This is a genomic window from Variovorax sp. GW823-FHT04F07, assembly GCF_058795995.1.
Map to the genome: position 1 here is coordinate 224789 of NZ_JBXAIG010000002.1, position 15475 is coordinate 240263.

Here is a 15475-nt window from a genome sequence, read left to right on the forward strand (position 1 = left end):
TCCGAAGCGGTCAGACCGCGAAGGCCGCGGGCTTTTTCTCGAGCACGGCCAGCAGCAGGTCGACGTCGAGGCTGGAAGGCTGCGGCGGCTGCAGCGCACCGAGCAGGCGCGACAGCGTTTCGATGTGCGGCAGCAGCGGACCGAGAAAGCGCGTGCCGTCGGCGCCCGCCACCAGCAAGGTCGGGAAGGTCTCGACGTCGAAGGCGTCGGCGATCTCGGCGTGATCTTCGATGTCGACCCAGGCGAAGCGGAACTGCGGGTGCGCCTGCGCCAGCTCGGCCAGCAGCGGCCGGTAGTCGCGGCAGGTGCCGCACCATTCGGCGCACAGGCACACGACCCACATCGCGTTGGCATCGGCGGAAGAATCGACGGGGACGACGGGAACAGCGCTCAAGGTGGATACGGCGAAGGTGGGATGGCGAACCCGGGTGGTGCGGCCGCGGGGTCGTGGCTATTATCAACAAAGCCCCTGCGGGGCGCAGGAGACCCACGATGAACACCTCCACCCCTGCCGCACCGGACGCGCCGGCCCCGGTCGATCCGCGCCGCTTCACCAGCTTTGCCGAGTTCTATCCCTTCTATCTGACCGAGCACGCCAACGTCACCTGCCGGCGGCTGCATTTCGCGGGCTCGACGATCTCGCTGCTGTGCCTCGCGGCCCTGGTGGTCACGCTCAATCCGTGGTGGCTGCTGGCCGGGCTGGTGGCGGGCTACGGCTTCGCCTGGGTCGGGCACTTCGGCTTCGAGAAGAACAAGCCGGCCTCGTTCAAGCGCCCGCTGTATTCCTTCATGGGCGACTGGACGATGTACCGGGACATCTGGGCCGGCCGCGTCAAGATCTGACGGCCCGAACGCCAGGACGCTCCTAGATCAATAGCACGTCGCCCAGCCGCAGCGTGCGCAGCGGGCCCTTCTGCCACAGGTCTTCCAGCGGCTCGGCGCGCGGCATCAGCAGCTCGCGCAGCAGCGGCTCGATGGGTGTCGACGGGTCGGCCAGCAGCACGTAGCGCGGGTCCTGGTTGGCGGGCTCCTCGGCCAGCGGCGCGATCCAGTCGAGCCGCACCAGCGTCTCGAGCACCGGCGCCAGCTGCAGCCCGTCGACGCGCATGCGCGTCAGCAGTTCGCTCGCGCCCATGCCCTTGACCGGCGTGGCCTGCGCGCGTGCCAGGTGCTGCAGCACTTCCATCGCGAGCTGCATCGGCCAGCCCGCCGCGCCGCCCCGACGCGCCACGCCCGTCAGCAGGCTCGGCAGGTAGGCCGCGATGACGGCGCCCAGCAGCACGATCACCCAGGCCACGTAGATCCACACCAGCAGGATCGGGAAGGTGGCGAAGGCGCCGTACAGCACCGAGTAGGTCGGCACCAGGCTCAGGTAGTAGCCCAGCACGCGCTTGGCGATCTCGATGGCCGCCGCCACGAAGAGGCCGCCGGCCCAGGCATGCGACCAGCGCACCGTGGTGTTCGGCACGTAGTGGTACAGCCCGGCCATGCCGGCCGCGAGCAGCAGGAATTCCAGGGTGTCGAAAGCCAGCTTGACGATGCCTCCGCCCACCACGTCGCGCGAGGCGGCGAACACGTACGAGGTGGTCGACAGGCTCACCGCAAGGATCAGCGGCCCCAGCGTGATGGTGGCCCAGTAGATCAGCACCCGCTGCGCGAGCGGCCGCGGCGTGCGCACGCGCCAGATGTTGTTGAGCGTCTTGTCGATCGTGAGGATCAGCGCGATGGCGGTGATCAGCAGCACCACCAGGCCCGCGATGCCCAGCCCGCTGGCCTTGCTCGCGAACTGGTTCAGGTAGCCCAGCACCTGGCGCGCGATGTTGTCGGGAATCAGGCTCTCGATCAGCCAGCGCTGCAGGCGGCCCTGCATGGTGGCGAACATCGGGAACACGGTGAACAGGGCCAGCGCCACCGTGAAGAACGGCACCATGGCGATGGTGGTGGTGAAGGTCAGGCTGCTGGCCGTGAGGCCGAGGCGGTCTTCGCGGAAACGCTCGCCCAGCACTGCGGCGGTGTTGCGCCAAGGAAAGCGCGAAAGATCCCTCCAAAGCTGCCTGCGATTCATGGCCGGTATCATGCCATCCGCTCTTTCCCGAGACGCGCCACACCCAGTGCGTCTCCCCCTCTCTCTTTCGCCGCCACTGTGTCCGACACCCCACTCCCGCCCTCTTCCGTCCGCGCCACCCGATGGGCCGCCGTGGGCAGCCTCGTCGGCCTGATCGTGCTGGGCCTGGCCTGGGAGCTGTGGCTGGCGCCGCTGCGCCCGGGCGGCTCGCTGCTGGCGCTGAAGGTGCTGCCGCTGGTCATTCCGCTCGCGGGGCTCTACAAGAACCGCATGTACACCTACCGCTGGGTCAGCCTGATGATCTGGCTCTACTTCACCGAAGGCGTGGTGCGCGCCTGGAGCGACACCAACGGCGTGGGACAAATCCTTGCGCTCGTCGAGGTGCTGCTGTGCCTCGTGCTCTTCGCGGCCTGCGCGTGGCATGTGCGCCTTCGCCTGCGCCACGCCAAGGCCGCCGCTGCTGCCCGTCCCCTGGAGGCTTCCGCCCAATGACCACCTCTTCTTCCCTCATCGACCAACTGCGCGCCATCGTCGGCGCCACGCACGTGCTGACCGAGGGCGACCTCGCGGCCTACGAGCAGGACTGGCGCAAGCGCGCGCGCGGCAAGTCGCTCGCCGTGGTGCGCCCGGCCAATGCGCAGCAGGTGGCCGACGTGGTCAAGGCCTGCGCCGCGGCCGGCACGGCCGTCATTCCGCAGGGCGGCAACACCGGCCTGGCGGTCGGCTCCATTCCCGACGACAGCGGCACGCAGGTGGTGCTGAGCCTGCAGCGCCTGAACGCCATCCGCAACATCGACGCCGCCAACCTCACGATGACCGTCGAGGCCGGCTGCATCCTGCAGACCCTGCAGGAAACGGCCGAGAAAGCCGGCTACCTGTTCCCCCTGAGCCTGGCGGCCGAGGGCAGCTGCACCATCGGCGGCAACCTCGCGACCAACGCGGGCGGCACGCAGGTCGTGCGCTACGGCAACACGCGCGACCTGTGCCTGGGCCTGGAAGTGGTCACGCCGCAGGGCGAGATCTGGGAAGGCACGAGCGGCCTGCGCAAGGACAACACGGGCTACGACCTGCGCGACCTGATCGTCGGCAGCGAAGGCACGCTGGGCGTCATCACCGCCGCTACCATGAAGCTGTACCCGCTGCCCGCCGCGCAGCTCACGGCCTGGGCGGCCGTGCCCTCGCTCGACCATGCGGTCACGCTGCTGGGCCTGGCGCACAAGCACCTGGGCTCGGGCCTCACGGGCTTCGAGGTGATGGGCAAGTTCGCGCTGAGCCTGGTCGACAAGCACATGCCGCAGCTGCGCGTGCCCTTCATCGGCGATGAGGCCGTGCCCTACTGCGTGCTGCTCGAGAACTCCGACAGCGAGTCCGAGGACCACGCCCGCGCGCGCTTCGAGGCGCTGCTCGAAACCGCCTTCGAAGACGGCTGCGTGAGCGATGCGGTAGTGGCGGAAAACCTCACGCAGGCGCACCAGCTCTGGCACATCCGCGAGAGCATTCCGCTCGCGCAGGCCGAAGAGGGGCTGAACATCAAGCACGACATCTCGATCCCCGTGTCGCGCATCCCGGCCTTCGTGGAAGCCACCGACGCCCTGCTGAAACGCGAGATCGCCGGCGTGCGGCTGGTGAACTTCGGCCACCTGGGCGACGGCAACCTGCATTACAACGTGCAGGCGCCCGAGAACATCGACACCAAGGCCTTCCTGAAGAACGAGGAAGAACGCATCAACACGCTGGTCTACGACGCGGTCGAGCAGTTCGGCGGCTCGTTCTCGGCCGAGCATGGCGTGGGCTCGCTCAAGGTCGACAAGCTCGAGAAGCACAAGTCGCCGGTGGCGCTGGAGATGATGCGGGCGATCAAGCGCGGGCTCGATCCGAAGAACATCCTGAACCCTGGCCGCGTGATCCGCGTCTAGCCCGGAAAGTCTTCGCCGCGCAGCTCGATCGGCTGCCCGTGCGGCGTGCGCTCCGCCGCATGGTCCCAGGCGTGGCGGTAGCGGGCCAGCTCGTCGCCGGAACTCGCGCCCTTGCGGGCCACGAGGCCTTCGAGCGCGGCGAGCCAGTGACGGTAGTAGGTGTCGCCCGTGTCCGGGTCGCCCGCGGCCTGCGCGGCGGTGATCTGGGCGGCCAGCGCCTCGGCCCATTCGACCCAGCTGAACAGCCCGCGCTCGTGCAACGCCAGCGTCATCGCGAAGGCCTGCGCCTCCCACGGTTCCCTGAACACCGGCCCGTCGGCGTCGCGCGGCATGCCCGGGGCGAGTGCGAGCGGCGGCATGTCGTTCGCCTTCATGCCGCGGGCTCCAGGTAGCTTTCCCACGCATCGACCGATACCGCGAGGTTCTGGCGCGGCGCGGCGTCGCCCCACAGCTCGGCTTCGTCGAAGACCACGGTGTAGAGCCATTGCGGCTGCTCGCCGAGGCCCTGCGCATTCGCATCGGCGAACACGTGCGCGCCGTGGATGTGTTCGATCGTGCCGCGCTTGCCCTGCACGTAGCCCGGCAGGCGCGTGTGGTGGTCGACCCGCCCGAGGTGCATGCGCACGGCCTGCCCGACCGCAAAGCGCGCGGGCGCCGATGCGGGGCGCTCGGTGCCCGAGCCCTTGGCGAGCACGGCGGGCACGTTCGCGGCCTGCAGCACGCGGGCGACCGGCGCGGCCGGATGGTGCATCTGCCCGGATTCGATCTCGTCCGCGAAGACCTGGCCGCGCTGCAGCATCAGCTGCTCCAGCGCGCCGAGCCAGATCTGGTAGTAGCTCAGGTCGCGGTAATCGGGCAGCGTCTCGCGCGCGGCGCGGCTGGTGTCGATGTTCCAGGAGCCGGTGGCGCCCATGGCCAGCGTGAGCGCCAGCGCGCGCGGCTCCCAGGCGCCGTGGAACAGCTCGCCCTCGGGCTCGGGCGTGACGGGGCCGAAGCCGGGTTGTCCGCCGAGGTCGGCGTGGGTCGTGTAGGTCATGTCGCGCTCCTTGCCGACGGCGCCTCGACCACGCGCGTGCCGATCATCGAATCGCGCGAGACCAGCGCGGCGAGTTCGTCTTCGCTCCAGCCCTCGGTGCCCGCCGGGCGCTGTGGGATCACGAGGTAGCGCACCTCGGCGGTCGAGTCCCAGACGCGGATGCGCGTGGTCTCGGGCAAGGTGGTGCCGAAGTCGGCCAGCACGCCGCGCGGGTCTTTCACGGCGCGCGAGCGGTAGGGTGCGCTCTTGTACCAGGTGGGCGGCAGCCCGAGCACGGGCCAGGGGTAGCAGCTGCACAGCGTGCAGACGACCATGTGGTGCTGGTCGTCGGTGTTGGCCACCGCGACCATGTGTTCGCCCTGGCGGCCGGTGTAGCCCAGCGAGGCGATGGCCGCCGTGGCGTCGGCCATCAGCCAGTCATGGAACTTGCGGTCGACCCAGGCCCGCGCCACCACCCGTGCGCCGTTGCGCGGGCCGATGCGGGTCTGGTAGGTGTCGATCAGCGCGTCGAGCGCGGCGGGGTCGATGTAGCCTTTTTGCGTGAGCACGCTTTCGAGGGCGCGCACGCGCAGGTCCATCTCGCCGAGTTCGCTGTGGTCGTGGGAATGGTCGTGGGAGTGGTCATGGCCGGTCATCGGCCGATGCTAGCGCCGCCCCGTAAAATTCCCAACATGACCCTCCCAGCCCGCCCCGTCCGCTCCCAGTACGAAGATTTCATGCGCCACGTCGACACGCACGGCGTGTTCAAGAGCGACCGCACGGGCACGGGCACCAAGAGCGTGTTCGGCCATCAGATGCGCTTCGACTTGAACGAGGGCTTTCCGCTGGTGACCACGAAGAAGGTGCACCTCAAGTCCATCATCCAGGAACTGCTGTGGTTCCTGACCGGCTCGAGCAACAACAACTGGCTCAAGGAGCGCGGCGTCACCATCTGGGACGAATGGGCGCGCGAAGACGGCGACCTGGGCCCGGTGTACGGCGTGCAGTGGCGCAGCTGGCCCACGCCCGATGGCGGCCACATCGACCAGATTTCCGACGTCATCAAGACGCTGAAGACCAACCCCGACTCGCGCCGCATCATCGTGAGCGCCTGGAACGTGGCCGAGCTGTCGAAGATGGCGCTCATGCCCTGCCACGCCTTCTTCCAGTTCTACGTGGCGCCACCGCAGGCCGAGGGCGAGCGCGGCAAGCTCAGCTGCCAGCTCTACCAGCGCAGCGCCGACATCTTCCTGGGCGTGCCCTTCAACATCGCCAGCTACGCGCTCCTCACGCACATGGTGGCGCAGCAGTGCGACCTCGACGTGGGCGATTTCATCTGGACCGGCGGCGACTGCCACATCTACAGCAACCACGCCGAGCAGGTGAAGCTGCAGCTCAGCCGCACGCCCTTCCCCTACCCCACGCTGAACATCAAGCGCAAGCCCGACTCGATCTTCGACTACCAGTACGAAGACTTCGAGGTGCTGGACTACAAGCACGGCGATCCGATCAAGGCGCCGGTGGCGGTGTGAGTGCCATGAACGTCGCCACGCCCCGCATCAACCTGATCTTCGCGCGCGCCGCCAACGGCGTGATCGGCGTGAACAACACCATTCCCTGGCACCTGCCCGAGGACATGGCGCACTTCAAGCAGCAGACCGCGGGCGCGCCCGTGGTGATGGGCCGCAAGACCTGGGACTCGCTGCCCCCGCGCTTTCGTCCGCTGCCGGGCCGCCGGAACATCGTGGTCACGCGACAGACCGACTGGCAAGCCGAAGGCGCGCAAGCGGTCGGCAGCCTGCCCGATGCGCTGTCGCTGTGCACGCCGTCGGACTCGCCCGAAGTCTGGGTGATCGGCGGCGCACAGATCTATGCCGAAGCCGAGCCGCTGGCCCAGCGCGCCGTGGTCACCGAGATCGCGCGCGACTACGAAGGCGACGCGCACGCCCCCGTGCTCGACGCCGCCGTGTGGCGCGAGACGCAGCGCGAGTCGCACGTCTCGGCCAAGGACGGCCTGCCCTTCAGCTTCGTGACCTACGAACGCGTCACTGCATGACGATCAAGTACCGCGCGCCCGGTACCTCGCCACAACTGTCGCGTCGCACCGTGCTGGCCGGTGCCGCCCTGCTCGCCGGCCTCGCGCCGCTGCAGGCCCTGCAGGCTGCCGGGCCGCTGGAGTCGGACGAAGAGGCGCTGTTCATGCCCGGCACCGCGCGCCCCACGGCCGATGGCCGGCTCGAGGTCGACGTGCATGCCTGGGTGTTCGAGCGCGAGCACCGCTGGGGCCTGGACGCCGCGCTCGCGCGCTACCTCGGCATGAACCTGAAGAAGCTCACGCCGGCCGCGCGGCTGCGCTTCAGCCAGCGCACGGCGCTGTTCCATGCCGAGTCGGAAGAAGACAAGGTGATCGACGTCGTCTTCGACGGCTCGGCCACGCGCCTCACGATGCCGTCCACGGGCGCCGACGGCCGCAGCAACCTGCGCGCGGTCATCGAGGCCTCGCACATCCCGGCGTCGCAGGAGTGGCTGCCCTTCCATGGCGTGACCGGCCCGGGCGAGCTGCTGCCGCGCTTTCGCGGCCGTGCGCAGATCGTGCCGGCGCAGGGCGTGTCGGTCATCTCGGACATCGACGACACCATCAAGCGCACGCAGGTGCGCGACCGGCGCGAGATGCTGCTGAACACCTTCGCGCGCCGCTTCGAGGCCGCGCCGGGCATGGCGGCGCACTACCGCGCGCTGGCGCAGGCGCCCGGCACGCGCTTTCACTACCTCTCGGGCAGCCCGATCCAGCTGTACCCCGCGCTCACCGACTTCATTCGCGACGCCGACTTTCCCGCCGGCAGCATGCACCTGCGCGAAAGCACGACGTGGCGCACGCTGATCCCCAGCGCCGAAGACTCGCGCGCGCACAAGCTCGGCGTGATCGAGCGGCTGCTGGCCGAATTTCCGCAGCGCCGCTTCCTGCTCGTGGGCGATTCGGGCGAGGCCGATCCCGAGATCTACGCGCAGGTGTTCCGTGCGCATCCGCAGCGCATCGACGGCATCGTGATCCGCGACGTGACCGACGAGAACCGGCTGTCCGACCGCTACCGCGCCACCTTCGAAGGCATCGCGCCCGTGGTCTGGCACCTGCTGCGGCCCGACACCACCGCCTGGCCCATTCAACCGGCCAATCGATAGCGGCGGCTCACGCCGTGCGCGCGCCCAACCAGCGCCGGTAGCGCTTCGTCAGCCGCTTCGTGCGCAGCTGGTCGAGCACCAGGGTCAGGAACGGCGAATGCGCGGGCGCTGCGTTGCGCCCCGGGCGCAGCGTGCGCAGCCGGCGCTTCACCAGCGCCATGCGCGCCAGCGCGGCCATGACCTGGTCCTTCCAGTCGACCTGCGGGCTCTGCGCCGCCGCGTCTTCGCCCGCGCGCCAGCGTGCGGGCAGGTCGGGCGCCACGGCCAGCGCGGTGGCCATGCCCACCACGGCGACGCCTTCTCCCAGCACCCGTTCGGCGACGGCGCGGCGCACGATGCCGCCCGTGGTCATGACCGGCATGCGCGCCTCGGCGGCCAGCTCCCGGGCGAACTCCAGGAAGTAGGCCTCGCGCGCCAGCGTGCGGCCGTCGGCGGTGCGGCCCTGCATCGCCGGGCTCTCGTAGCTGCCGCCCGACAGTTCGACCAGGTCCACGGCCTCGTCGTTGAGCCAGCGGATGACCTGCTTCGCATCGTTCTCCGAGAAGCCGCCGCGCTGGAAGTCGGCGGAGTTGAGCTTGACGGCCACGGCGAAGCCGCGCGCCACGCGGGCCCGCACGGCACGCACCACGTCGAGCAGAAAGCGCGCGCGGTTCTCCAGGCTGCCGCCCCAGGCATCGGTGCGCTGGTTGGTCAGCGGCGACAAAAACTGCGAGAGCAGGTAGCCGTGCGCCGCATGGACCTGCACGCCGGTGAAGCCCACGCGCTCGGCGGCCTGCGCCGTGGCGGCGAAGCGGTCGACGGTCTCGGCGATCTCCGCCTCGCTCATCGCCTTGGGTTGCACGAAAAGCTTGCTGTGCTTGCCCAGGTCGAGCGCCACCGACGACGGCGCCCACGCCGTGCCGCCCATGCTGATCTGCACCTGCCGGCCCGGATGGTTGATCTGCATCCACACCTGCGCGCCGCCGCTGCGCGCGGCCGCGGCCCATTCGGTGAAGCGCTCGAGCGGCGTATCGGCTTCGAGCACGACGCCGCCCGGGCCGGTGAGCGCACGGCCGTCGATCATCACGTTGCCCGTGAGGATCAGGCCCGCCCCGCCCTGCGCCCAGACGCGGTAGAGGTCGTGCAGCGCCGCGCCCGGCAACTGCCCGGCATCGGCCATGTTTTCCTCCATGGCGGCCTTGGCCAGGCGGTTGGGCAGGACGCTCCCGTTGGGCAGGGTCAGCGGCAGGAAAAGCGGCGAGGAGTTCACGATGAGGACCGGGTGGTGAAGTGGAAAAACCCGATGCTAAGATTCAAGCCAACTTGAAGGTCAAGCGATATGAAGATCGGTGAATTGGCAGACAAGACCGGCATGGCGCCCTCGGCCATCCGCTTCTACGAACAAAGCGGCCTGCTGCCCGCGCCCGAGCGCGGCGCCAATGGGTACCGCGTCTACACCGAGGCCGCGCTCAAGCGGCTGCAGCTGATCCAGATCGCGCAGAACCTCGGCTTCTCGCTGGACAGCCTGCGCAGCGCCTTCGCGGGCTGCGAGGTCTTTTCGGGGGACGACCTGCTCGAGCGGCTCGACGGCCGCGTGCGCGAAATCGACCAGCTCATGGCCGGCCTGCGCGCGCAGCGGCGCGACCTGACCGACCTGCGCACCACCTTGCGACAGACCTGGGCCGCCGGCGAATGCATGGACCCCGCCACGCTGGCCGAAAGCATGGCGACGACCAGAAACAAAGTGGCACGTCCTTCGCGCCCGCAGAAAGAACTGGAAACTTCGGTACACGCCTCGAAAGGCATGCGCGGCGCAGGGTTTAGACAGCGCTAATTGTTTGTGCGCACAATGTCCGAACCGCCCTCCCCTCAACACAAGGAGACGACCCATGTCCATGGAATTTCTTCGGACCCTCGCCGAGCAGAAATTGCCATACGTCCTCCACACGCCCGCAGACATCGACAGGCTGCGCGTGCTGCGTGCCGCTGATCTCGTGACTGCCTTCATTCCGCCGTCGGAGCACGCGCCCGACGAGCGCGCGATCCGTCAGCTGGCCCAGGTGGAGTCGATCACCGCGAAGGGCCGCCTGGCCCTGAACAAGGCGACCTCTTCGTTCATCGAACTCTGAGGTGCGCCCGCACGCTCAGGTCACGCTCAGACCACGCCCTGCGCCAGCATCGCATCGGCCACGCGCACGAAGCCGGCGATGTTCGCGCCGTCCACGTAGCTCACGCTGCCGTCGGCGCGTGAACCGTAGTGCAGGCACGACTCGTGGATGCCCTGCATGATCTGCAGCAGGCGCGCATCGACCTCGTCGCGCGTCCATGACAACCGGGCCGCGTTCTGGCTCATCTCCAGGCCCGACGTGGCCACGCCGCCCGCGTTGCTGGCCTTGCCCGGCGCGTACAGCACGCCGTGGCCTTCGAGCACTTTCACGGCCTCCATGGTCGAGGGCATGTTGGCGCCTTCGGCCACGCACACCACGCCGTTCTTCACCAGCGTGCGCGCGTCTTCCTCATTGAGCTCGTTCTGCGTGGCGCTGGGCAGCGCCACGTCGACTGGCACGTGCCACGGCGTGGCGCCGGCCACGAAGCGGGTGCCGGTGCGCTCGGCGTAGTCGCTCACGCGGCCGTAGAGGTGGTTCTTCACGTCCATCAGCACGGCCAGCTTCTCGGGCGTGAAGCCTTCTTCGTCGACCACGGTGCCGCTCGAATCGGACACCGTGACCACCTTGGCGCCCAGCGCCATGGCCTTCTCGATGGTGTACTGCGCCACGTTGCCCGCGCCCGAGACGCTCACGCGCAGGCCGTCGAAGCTGCGGCCCTTGCGCTTGAGCATTTCCTGCGCGAAGTAGACGTTGCCGTAGCCGGTGGCCTCGGGGCGGATGAGCGAGCCGCCGAAGCTCAGGCCCTTGCCGGTGAACACGCAGTCGGCGCGGTTGGTGAGCTTCTTGACCATGCCGGCCATGAAGCCGACCTCGCGCCCGCCCACGCCCACGTCGCCGGCCGGCACGTCGGTGTCGGAGCCCACGTGGCGGAACAGCTCGGTCACGAGGGCCTGGCAGAAGCGCATCACCTCGCCCTGGCTCTTGCCCTTGGGGTCGAAGTCGGCGCCGCCCTTGCCGCCGCCCATGGGCAGCGTGGTCAGCGCGTTCTTGAAGGTCTGCTCGAAGGCCAGGAACTTGAGGATCGACAGGTTCACCGAGGGATGGAAACGCATGCCGCCCTTGTAGGGGCCGATGGCCAGGCTGTGCTGGATGCGGAAACCGCGGTTGACCTGCACCTCGCCGTGGTCGTCCACCCAGGACACGCGGAACATGATCACGCGCTCGGGCTCGACCAGCCGCTCCAGCAGGCTGTGGCTCGTGTACTTGGGGTGCTTCTCGATGTAGGGCCACAGGCTCTCCATCACTTCGGTCACGGCCTGCAGGTACTCGGGCTGTCCGGGGTTGCGTTGTGCGACGTGTGCGAGGAACCCCCCGACGGATGCGTGCTTCATTCCAATCAATCCTCTGTTTTCCAAAACGGTGCATAACCTTATGCGAATCCTGCATTTTGCCGGATCGGAGAACCAGATTGAGGCGCAAAGCCCTAACAAGGTGCGTTGTTTGAGGCGCGTAGCGTGGTGAGGCCCCAACTTGGAACATCGCCCGGGCGCACAGGCGGCCGCAAAAGCGGTCAGAATCCCGCCCCGCGCGCCCTCCCGCACGGCCCGTCTCGGAATTCAAAGATGCAGATCAGCTACCGCTTCCAGTTCTCGCAGGCGCATGTGCTCACCGGCTTCCTGCGCAACCTGCAGCAGGTCTGGTGGGTCCGGTTCAAGTGGCCGTTGGCGCTGCTGTTCGCCCTGGCCCTGGCCGTGTGCGTCCACGAAGGGTTTCCCGTCCTGGCGGTCGTTTTCGCGGTCGGCATCGCGCTGCTGCTGAGCGCGCCGGCCATCGCCCGGCTGGCCCTCCATCGCTTCAGGCAGAGCCCCTTCTACAACGACGAGATCGACTTCTCGCTGTCGGAGAGCGGCTCCCACGCACGGGGCCGCCACAGCGAGGTGCGCCACGGCTGGGAGGCCTACACCAAGGCCCGCCGCTTCAAGGACGGCCTGCTGCTGTGCCACGGCCCGGACACCTTCCACTGGCTGCCCGATGCGGCCGCGGCCGATCCGGCGGCCATTGCAGCGGCGCAGCAGCTCGCTCGCGCGCGCATCCGGGACTACCGCGAGCTCTGACCGGGAACCGTGGACGATGAAGGCCAGGCGCCCCGGATCCAGGGCGCGCTCGCCTGCTACTTGCGCGCCTTCTCGATCTCGGCCATCAGTTCCTTGACGGTGGCCTCGCCGACCGAGGCCGTGTACTTGTCGATCACCGGCTTCACCTTGGCGCGCAGCTTCGCCATCTCTTCGGGCGGCAGTTCGGAGACCGTCATGCCGGCCTTCTTGAGCGCATCGAGTGCGCTGTCGGCGGCGCCGCGCGAGGCCTGGCGCTGGAACACGGTCGCCTCGGCGGCGGCCTCGTTGACGATCTTCTTTTCGTCGGCGCTCATGCCGTCCCAGGTCTTGCGGCTGATCAGCAGCGCCTGCGGGTTGTAGATGTGGCGGGTCTGGGTGATGTACTTCTGCACTTCCGCGAACTTGGACGACAGGATGGTCGTGTTCGGGTTCTCCTGGCCGTCGACCGCCTTCTGGTCGAGCGCGGGGTACAGCTCGGGGAACGGCAGCGGCGTGGCGTTGGCGCCCAGTGCGCTGAACATGTCGATGTAGATCGGCGACTGGATCACGCGGATCTTCAACCCCGCGATGTCGTCGGCCTTGACGATCGGACGCTTGCTGTTCGTCAGGTTGCGAAAGCCCAGGTCCCAGTAGCCCAGGCCGTGCAGCGCCTTGTCCTCCAGCTTGGCCATCAGCTTCTGGCCGAAGGGGCCGTCGGTGACGACGTCGGCTTCCTTGCCGCTGTTGAAGAGGAACGGGAAGTCGTAGGCCGCGAACTCCTTCACCTGCGCCGACAGGATGCCGGCGTTGAGCACGGTCATCTCCACGGTGCCACCCTGCAGCGCCGACACCGTCTGCAGGTCGCCGCCCAGCGTGCCGCCGGGGAACAGCTTCACGGTGATCTTGCCGCCCGACTTCGCGGCCACGAGGTCGGCGAACTTCTGCGCGCCCTGCGCCTGCGGATGGCCGGCCTGGTTCTGGAACGCGAACTTGATGGTGCGCTCCTTGAGCTGCGCGAACGCACCAGGGGCGGCGAACGCAAGGGCCGCCGCCATGGCGGCCAGCAGCAGGGTGCGCTTCGAATGCTTCGTCTTCATGGTGATGTCTCCTTCTCTTTGTTGGGGATGGTGCAAACGGCTGGGCCTACGCCCTCTTCTTGAACAACGCCGAGGCCCCGCTGGCGCGCGCCACCTCTTCGGCGGCCTGGCACAGCGCCGGCCCCAGCGCTTCCATGCGCTGCGGCGTGAGCCGCACCGACGGGCCCGCGATGGTGACGACCCCGATCGCCGTGCCGTCGGCGCCGAACACGGGTGCGGCCATGGCGGTCATCGCGGGGGCGAACACCTCGTTGATCATGCTGAAGCCGCGCTGGCGCGCCGCCTTCACGAAAGCCATCACGGCCTTGAGCGACGTGGGGGCCTTGGGGCCGTAGTCCTCGGGCTTGCCCAGCCCCTTCTTGGCGACGAGCGCCATCGCGTCGTCCTCGCCCATGGTCGACAACCACGCATGCCCGGCTGCGCTGCACGAGAGCGCGACCGACAAGCCCATGTCGGGGTCGTAGCGCAGGCCATGCGTGGCGCCTTGGGCCTTCGCGACAAAGGTCAGGTCTTCGCCGTCGACCACCGCCAGGCGCACGAGCTCGCCCGAGGTCGAAGCCAGTTGGTCGAGCAGCGGCTGCGCGATGTCGACGATGCCCGAGCGGCTGAGGAACGACAGGCTGATCGAGACCAGCTTGATGGTCAGCACGTAGTGGCCGTCGCGCGCCTCCTGCCGCACGTAGCCGCAGCGGATGAGCTCCGCGAGCAATCGGTGCGATGCACTCAATGGAATCTGCAATTCGCTGGCCAACGCCGACAGCGCGCACCCCTCGGGATGCTCCGCCAGATGTTCCAGCACCTTGAAGCTGCGTTCCAGTATTCCGCTCATTTCGTCCTCCAGATGTCGTCTCGTCAACGCGGGCGATGCGGCCCGCCACTCAGGGTCCGCCAGCGTATCAGAACTCGGGGAAGGGATTTCCATTATGGAAATTCTTTCCAACAAAAATACGATCGCCTCCGTCCGGCATTTTTTCCTTCCCCCTTTCTTCCTTCCTGCCTGAGGACCCTTCGTGAAACTTCTTCGTATGCTTGCCGTGGCCGGCCTGTGCGCCGGCCTCACCGCCCCGTCGTGGGCGCAGCAGGAGCGCGTGATCCGCTTCGGCCACCTGAACAACGCCGACCATCCCGTGAGCTTCGGCGTCAAGCGCTTTGCCGAGCTGCTCTCGGCCAAGAGCGGCGGCAAGATGAAGGTCCAGGAGTTCCCCGCCTCGCAGTTGGGCAACGAGATGCAGCAGCAGTCGGCCCTGCAGGGCGGCGTGCAGCAGATGTCGGCACCGGCCACCACGTCCCTCGCAGGCATCGTCAAGGAGTTCGGCCTCGTCGACTTCCCCTTCTCGGTGAACAACTTCGCCCAGGCCGATGCGCTGCTCGACGGCCCGTTGGGCCAGGCCCTGATCGCCAAGCTCCCCGAGAAGGGCCTCGTCGCCCTGGGCTACTGGGACCTGGGCTTTCGCAACGTCACCAACAGCAAGCGCCCCATCGCCAAGCCTGAAGACCTCGAAGGTCTGAAGATCCGCGTGATCCCCAACCCCGTGTTCCTCGAAACCTTCAAGGCCTTCAAGGCCAACCCCGTGCCGATGCCTTTCGCCGAGCTGTACGGCGCCCTCGAAGCCAAGGCAGTCGATGGCCAGGAGAACCCCTATGCGGTGATCCTGTCGAACAAGTTCTACGAAGTGCAGAAGTTCGTCAGCGCCACCAACCACGTGTACGCCGCCAACATCGTGCTGGTGAGCAAGAAGTTCTGGGACTCGCTCACGCCGGCCGAGCAGAAGATGATGAACGACGCGGCCAACGAGGCGCGCGGCTACCAGCGCCAGGTCAGCCGCGCCGCCGCGCAGAAGGCCGTGGGCGACCTGCAGGCCAAGGGCGCGCAGTTCAACGAACTCGGCGCCGCCGAACAAAAGCGCATGCGCGACATCGCCAAGCCCGTCGTCGACAAGTTCGCAGCCCAGTACGACCCCGCCATCGTCAAGCTCTACAACGACGAGCTCGTGCGCATCCGCAAGTAGGCCAGCCCGTCCC

The 15475-nt window shown here is 68.3% G+C and carries 19 protein-coding genes; 10 read left to right on the top strand and 9 right to left on the bottom strand.

The genetic code is table 11. The features are described 5' to 3' along the window. Positions 1–10: 10 nt before the first annotated feature. Complete coding sequence (locus AC1RAA_RS10110) at positions 11–394, bottom strand: thioredoxin family protein (protein ID WP_492729697.1); 384 nt, start codon at positions 392–394, stop codon at positions 11–13. A gap of 98 nt (positions 395–492) precedes the next feature. Between AC1RAA_RS10110 and AC1RAA_RS10115 the strand changes: the two genes are divergently transcribed. Next, a complete protein-coding gene (locus tag AC1RAA_RS10115) occupies positions 493–843 on the top strand; it encodes an Mpo1-like protein (protein WP_492729695.1) in 351 nt (116 codons plus the stop codon). A 22-nt stretch (positions 844–865) separates the two neighbouring features. On the opposite strand, the gene AC1RAA_RS10120 is transcribed toward AC1RAA_RS10115, so the two are convergent. Further along, a complete protein-coding gene (locus tag AC1RAA_RS10120; protein WP_492729693.1) occupies positions 866–2077 on the bottom strand; it encodes a YihY family inner membrane protein in 1212 nt (403 codons plus the stop codon). Positions 2078–2143: 66 nt separating this feature from the next. Here AC1RAA_RS10120 and AC1RAA_RS10125 point away from each other — a divergent pair, with 66 nt between their 5' ends. Together AC1RAA_RS10125 and AC1RAA_RS10130 are read left to right on the top strand one after the other, a co-directional pair. Further along, on the top strand, positions 2144–2557 hold the full coding sequence (locus AC1RAA_RS10125) for a DUF2069 domain-containing protein (protein ID WP_489057548.1): 414 nt from the start codon (positions 2144–2146) through the stop codon (positions 2555–2557). Further along, positions 2554–3981: an FAD-binding oxidoreductase gene (locus AC1RAA_RS10130; protein ID WP_492729691.1), complete on the top strand. Its 1428-nt coding sequence runs from the start codon at positions 2554–2556 to the stop codon at positions 3979–3981. Before AC1RAA_RS10125 ends, AC1RAA_RS10130 begins: the two co-directional genes overlap by 4 nt. Here AC1RAA_RS10130 and AC1RAA_RS10135 read toward each other — a convergent pair. Genes AC1RAA_RS10135 through nthA form a run of 3 tightly spaced genes read right to left on the bottom strand, consistent with a single transcriptional unit; the run spans position 3978 to position 5652 of the window. Then, positions 3978–4355, bottom strand: a complete 378-nt coding sequence (locus tag AC1RAA_RS10135; RefSeq protein ID WP_492729689.1) for a nitrile hydratase accessory protein — start codon at positions 4353–4355, stop codon at positions 3978–3980. The two genes, AC1RAA_RS10130 and AC1RAA_RS10135, sit on opposite strands and share 4 nt — an antisense overlap. Next, positions 4352–5017: a nitrile hydratase subunit beta gene (gene nthB / locus AC1RAA_RS10140; protein ID WP_492729688.1), complete on the bottom strand. Its 666-nt coding sequence runs from the start codon at positions 5015–5017 to the stop codon at positions 4352–4354. Before nthB ends, AC1RAA_RS10135 begins: the two co-directional genes overlap by 4 nt. Continuing rightward, positions 5014–5652 carry a nitrile hydratase subunit alpha gene (gene nthA / locus AC1RAA_RS10145; RefSeq protein WP_492729686.1) on the bottom strand — a complete coding sequence of 213 codons (639 nt, stop codon included), beginning with the start codon at positions 5650–5652 and terminating at the stop codon, positions 5014–5016. The genes nthB and nthA overlap by 4 nt, the downstream gene beginning before the upstream one ends. 36 nt (positions 5653–5688) lie before the next feature. On the opposite strand from nthA, the gene AC1RAA_RS10150 reads away from it, so the two are divergent. From AC1RAA_RS10150 to AC1RAA_RS10160, 3 genes are read left to right on the top strand one after another with little or no spacing between them, the layout of a single operon-like run. Further along, a complete protein-coding gene (locus AC1RAA_RS10150; protein WP_070059729.1) occupies positions 5689–6528 on the top strand; it encodes a thymidylate synthase in 840 nt (279 codons plus the stop codon). Positions 6529–6533: 5 nt separating this feature from the next. Beyond that, positions 6534–7052, top strand: coding sequence for a dihydrofolate reductase (locus tag AC1RAA_RS10155; protein WP_492729845.1), 519 nt, complete (start codon positions 6534–6536; stop codon positions 7050–7052). After that, complete coding sequence (locus tag AC1RAA_RS10160) at positions 7049–8176, top strand: phosphatidate phosphatase App1 family protein (RefSeq protein ID WP_492729684.1); 1128 nt, start codon at positions 7049–7051, stop codon at positions 8174–8176. Before AC1RAA_RS10155 ends, AC1RAA_RS10160 begins: the two co-directional genes overlap by 4 nt. 7 nt (positions 8177–8183) lie before the next feature. Here the strand turns inward: AC1RAA_RS10160 and AC1RAA_RS10165 are convergent, their stop codons facing one another. Then, the gene (locus AC1RAA_RS10165) at positions 8184–9425 is read right to left on the bottom strand and encodes an NADH:flavin oxidoreductase/NADH oxidase family protein (RefSeq protein WP_492729682.1); all 1242 of its coding nucleotides are present in this window, start codon (positions 9423–9425) and stop codon (positions 8184–8186) included. Positions 9426–9494: 69 nt separating this feature from the next. Between AC1RAA_RS10165 and AC1RAA_RS10170 the strand changes: the two genes are divergently transcribed. Further along, on the top strand, positions 9495–9989 hold the full coding sequence (locus AC1RAA_RS10170; RefSeq protein WP_095744521.1) for a MerR family transcriptional regulator: 495 nt from the start codon (positions 9495–9497) through the stop codon (positions 9987–9989). A 55-nt stretch (positions 9990–10044) separates the two neighbouring features. After that, on the top strand, positions 10045–10284 hold the full coding sequence (locus AC1RAA_RS10175; protein WP_062476589.1) for a hypothetical protein: 240 nt from the start codon (positions 10045–10047) through the stop codon (positions 10282–10284). Between the two features lie 26 nt (positions 10285–10310). On the opposite strand, the gene gdhA is transcribed toward AC1RAA_RS10175, so the two are convergent. Then, positions 10311–11654, bottom strand: a complete 1344-nt coding sequence (gdhA, locus tag AC1RAA_RS10180) for an NADP-specific glutamate dehydrogenase (protein WP_095744520.1) — start codon at positions 11652–11654, stop codon at positions 10311–10313. A gap of 231 nt (positions 11655–11885) precedes the next feature. Between gdhA and AC1RAA_RS10185 the strand changes: the two genes are divergently transcribed. Then, a complete protein-coding gene (locus tag AC1RAA_RS10185; RefSeq protein WP_492729680.1) occupies positions 11886–12377 on the top strand; it encodes a hypothetical protein in 492 nt (163 codons plus the stop codon). A 56-nt stretch (positions 12378–12433) separates the two neighbouring features. Here the strand turns inward: AC1RAA_RS10185 and AC1RAA_RS10190 are convergent, their stop codons facing one another. Both AC1RAA_RS10190 and AC1RAA_RS10195 read right to left on the bottom strand, forming a co-directional pair. Then, entirely contained in the window at positions 12434–13453 is a 1020-nt protein-coding gene (locus AC1RAA_RS10190; protein ID WP_492729679.1) for a TRAP transporter substrate-binding protein, read from the bottom strand. 46 nt (positions 13454–13499) lie between these two features. Further along, a complete protein-coding gene (locus AC1RAA_RS10195) occupies positions 13500–14282 on the bottom strand; it encodes an IclR family transcriptional regulator (protein ID WP_062476577.1) in 783 nt (260 codons plus the stop codon). Positions 14283–14478: 196 nt separating this feature from the next. On the opposite strand from AC1RAA_RS10195, the gene AC1RAA_RS10200 reads away from it, so the two are divergent. Beyond that, positions 14479–15462, top strand: coding sequence for a TRAP transporter substrate-binding protein (locus AC1RAA_RS10200; protein WP_492729843.1), 984 nt, complete (start codon positions 14479–14481; stop codon positions 15460–15462). Positions 15463–15475: the final 13 nt, after the last annotated feature.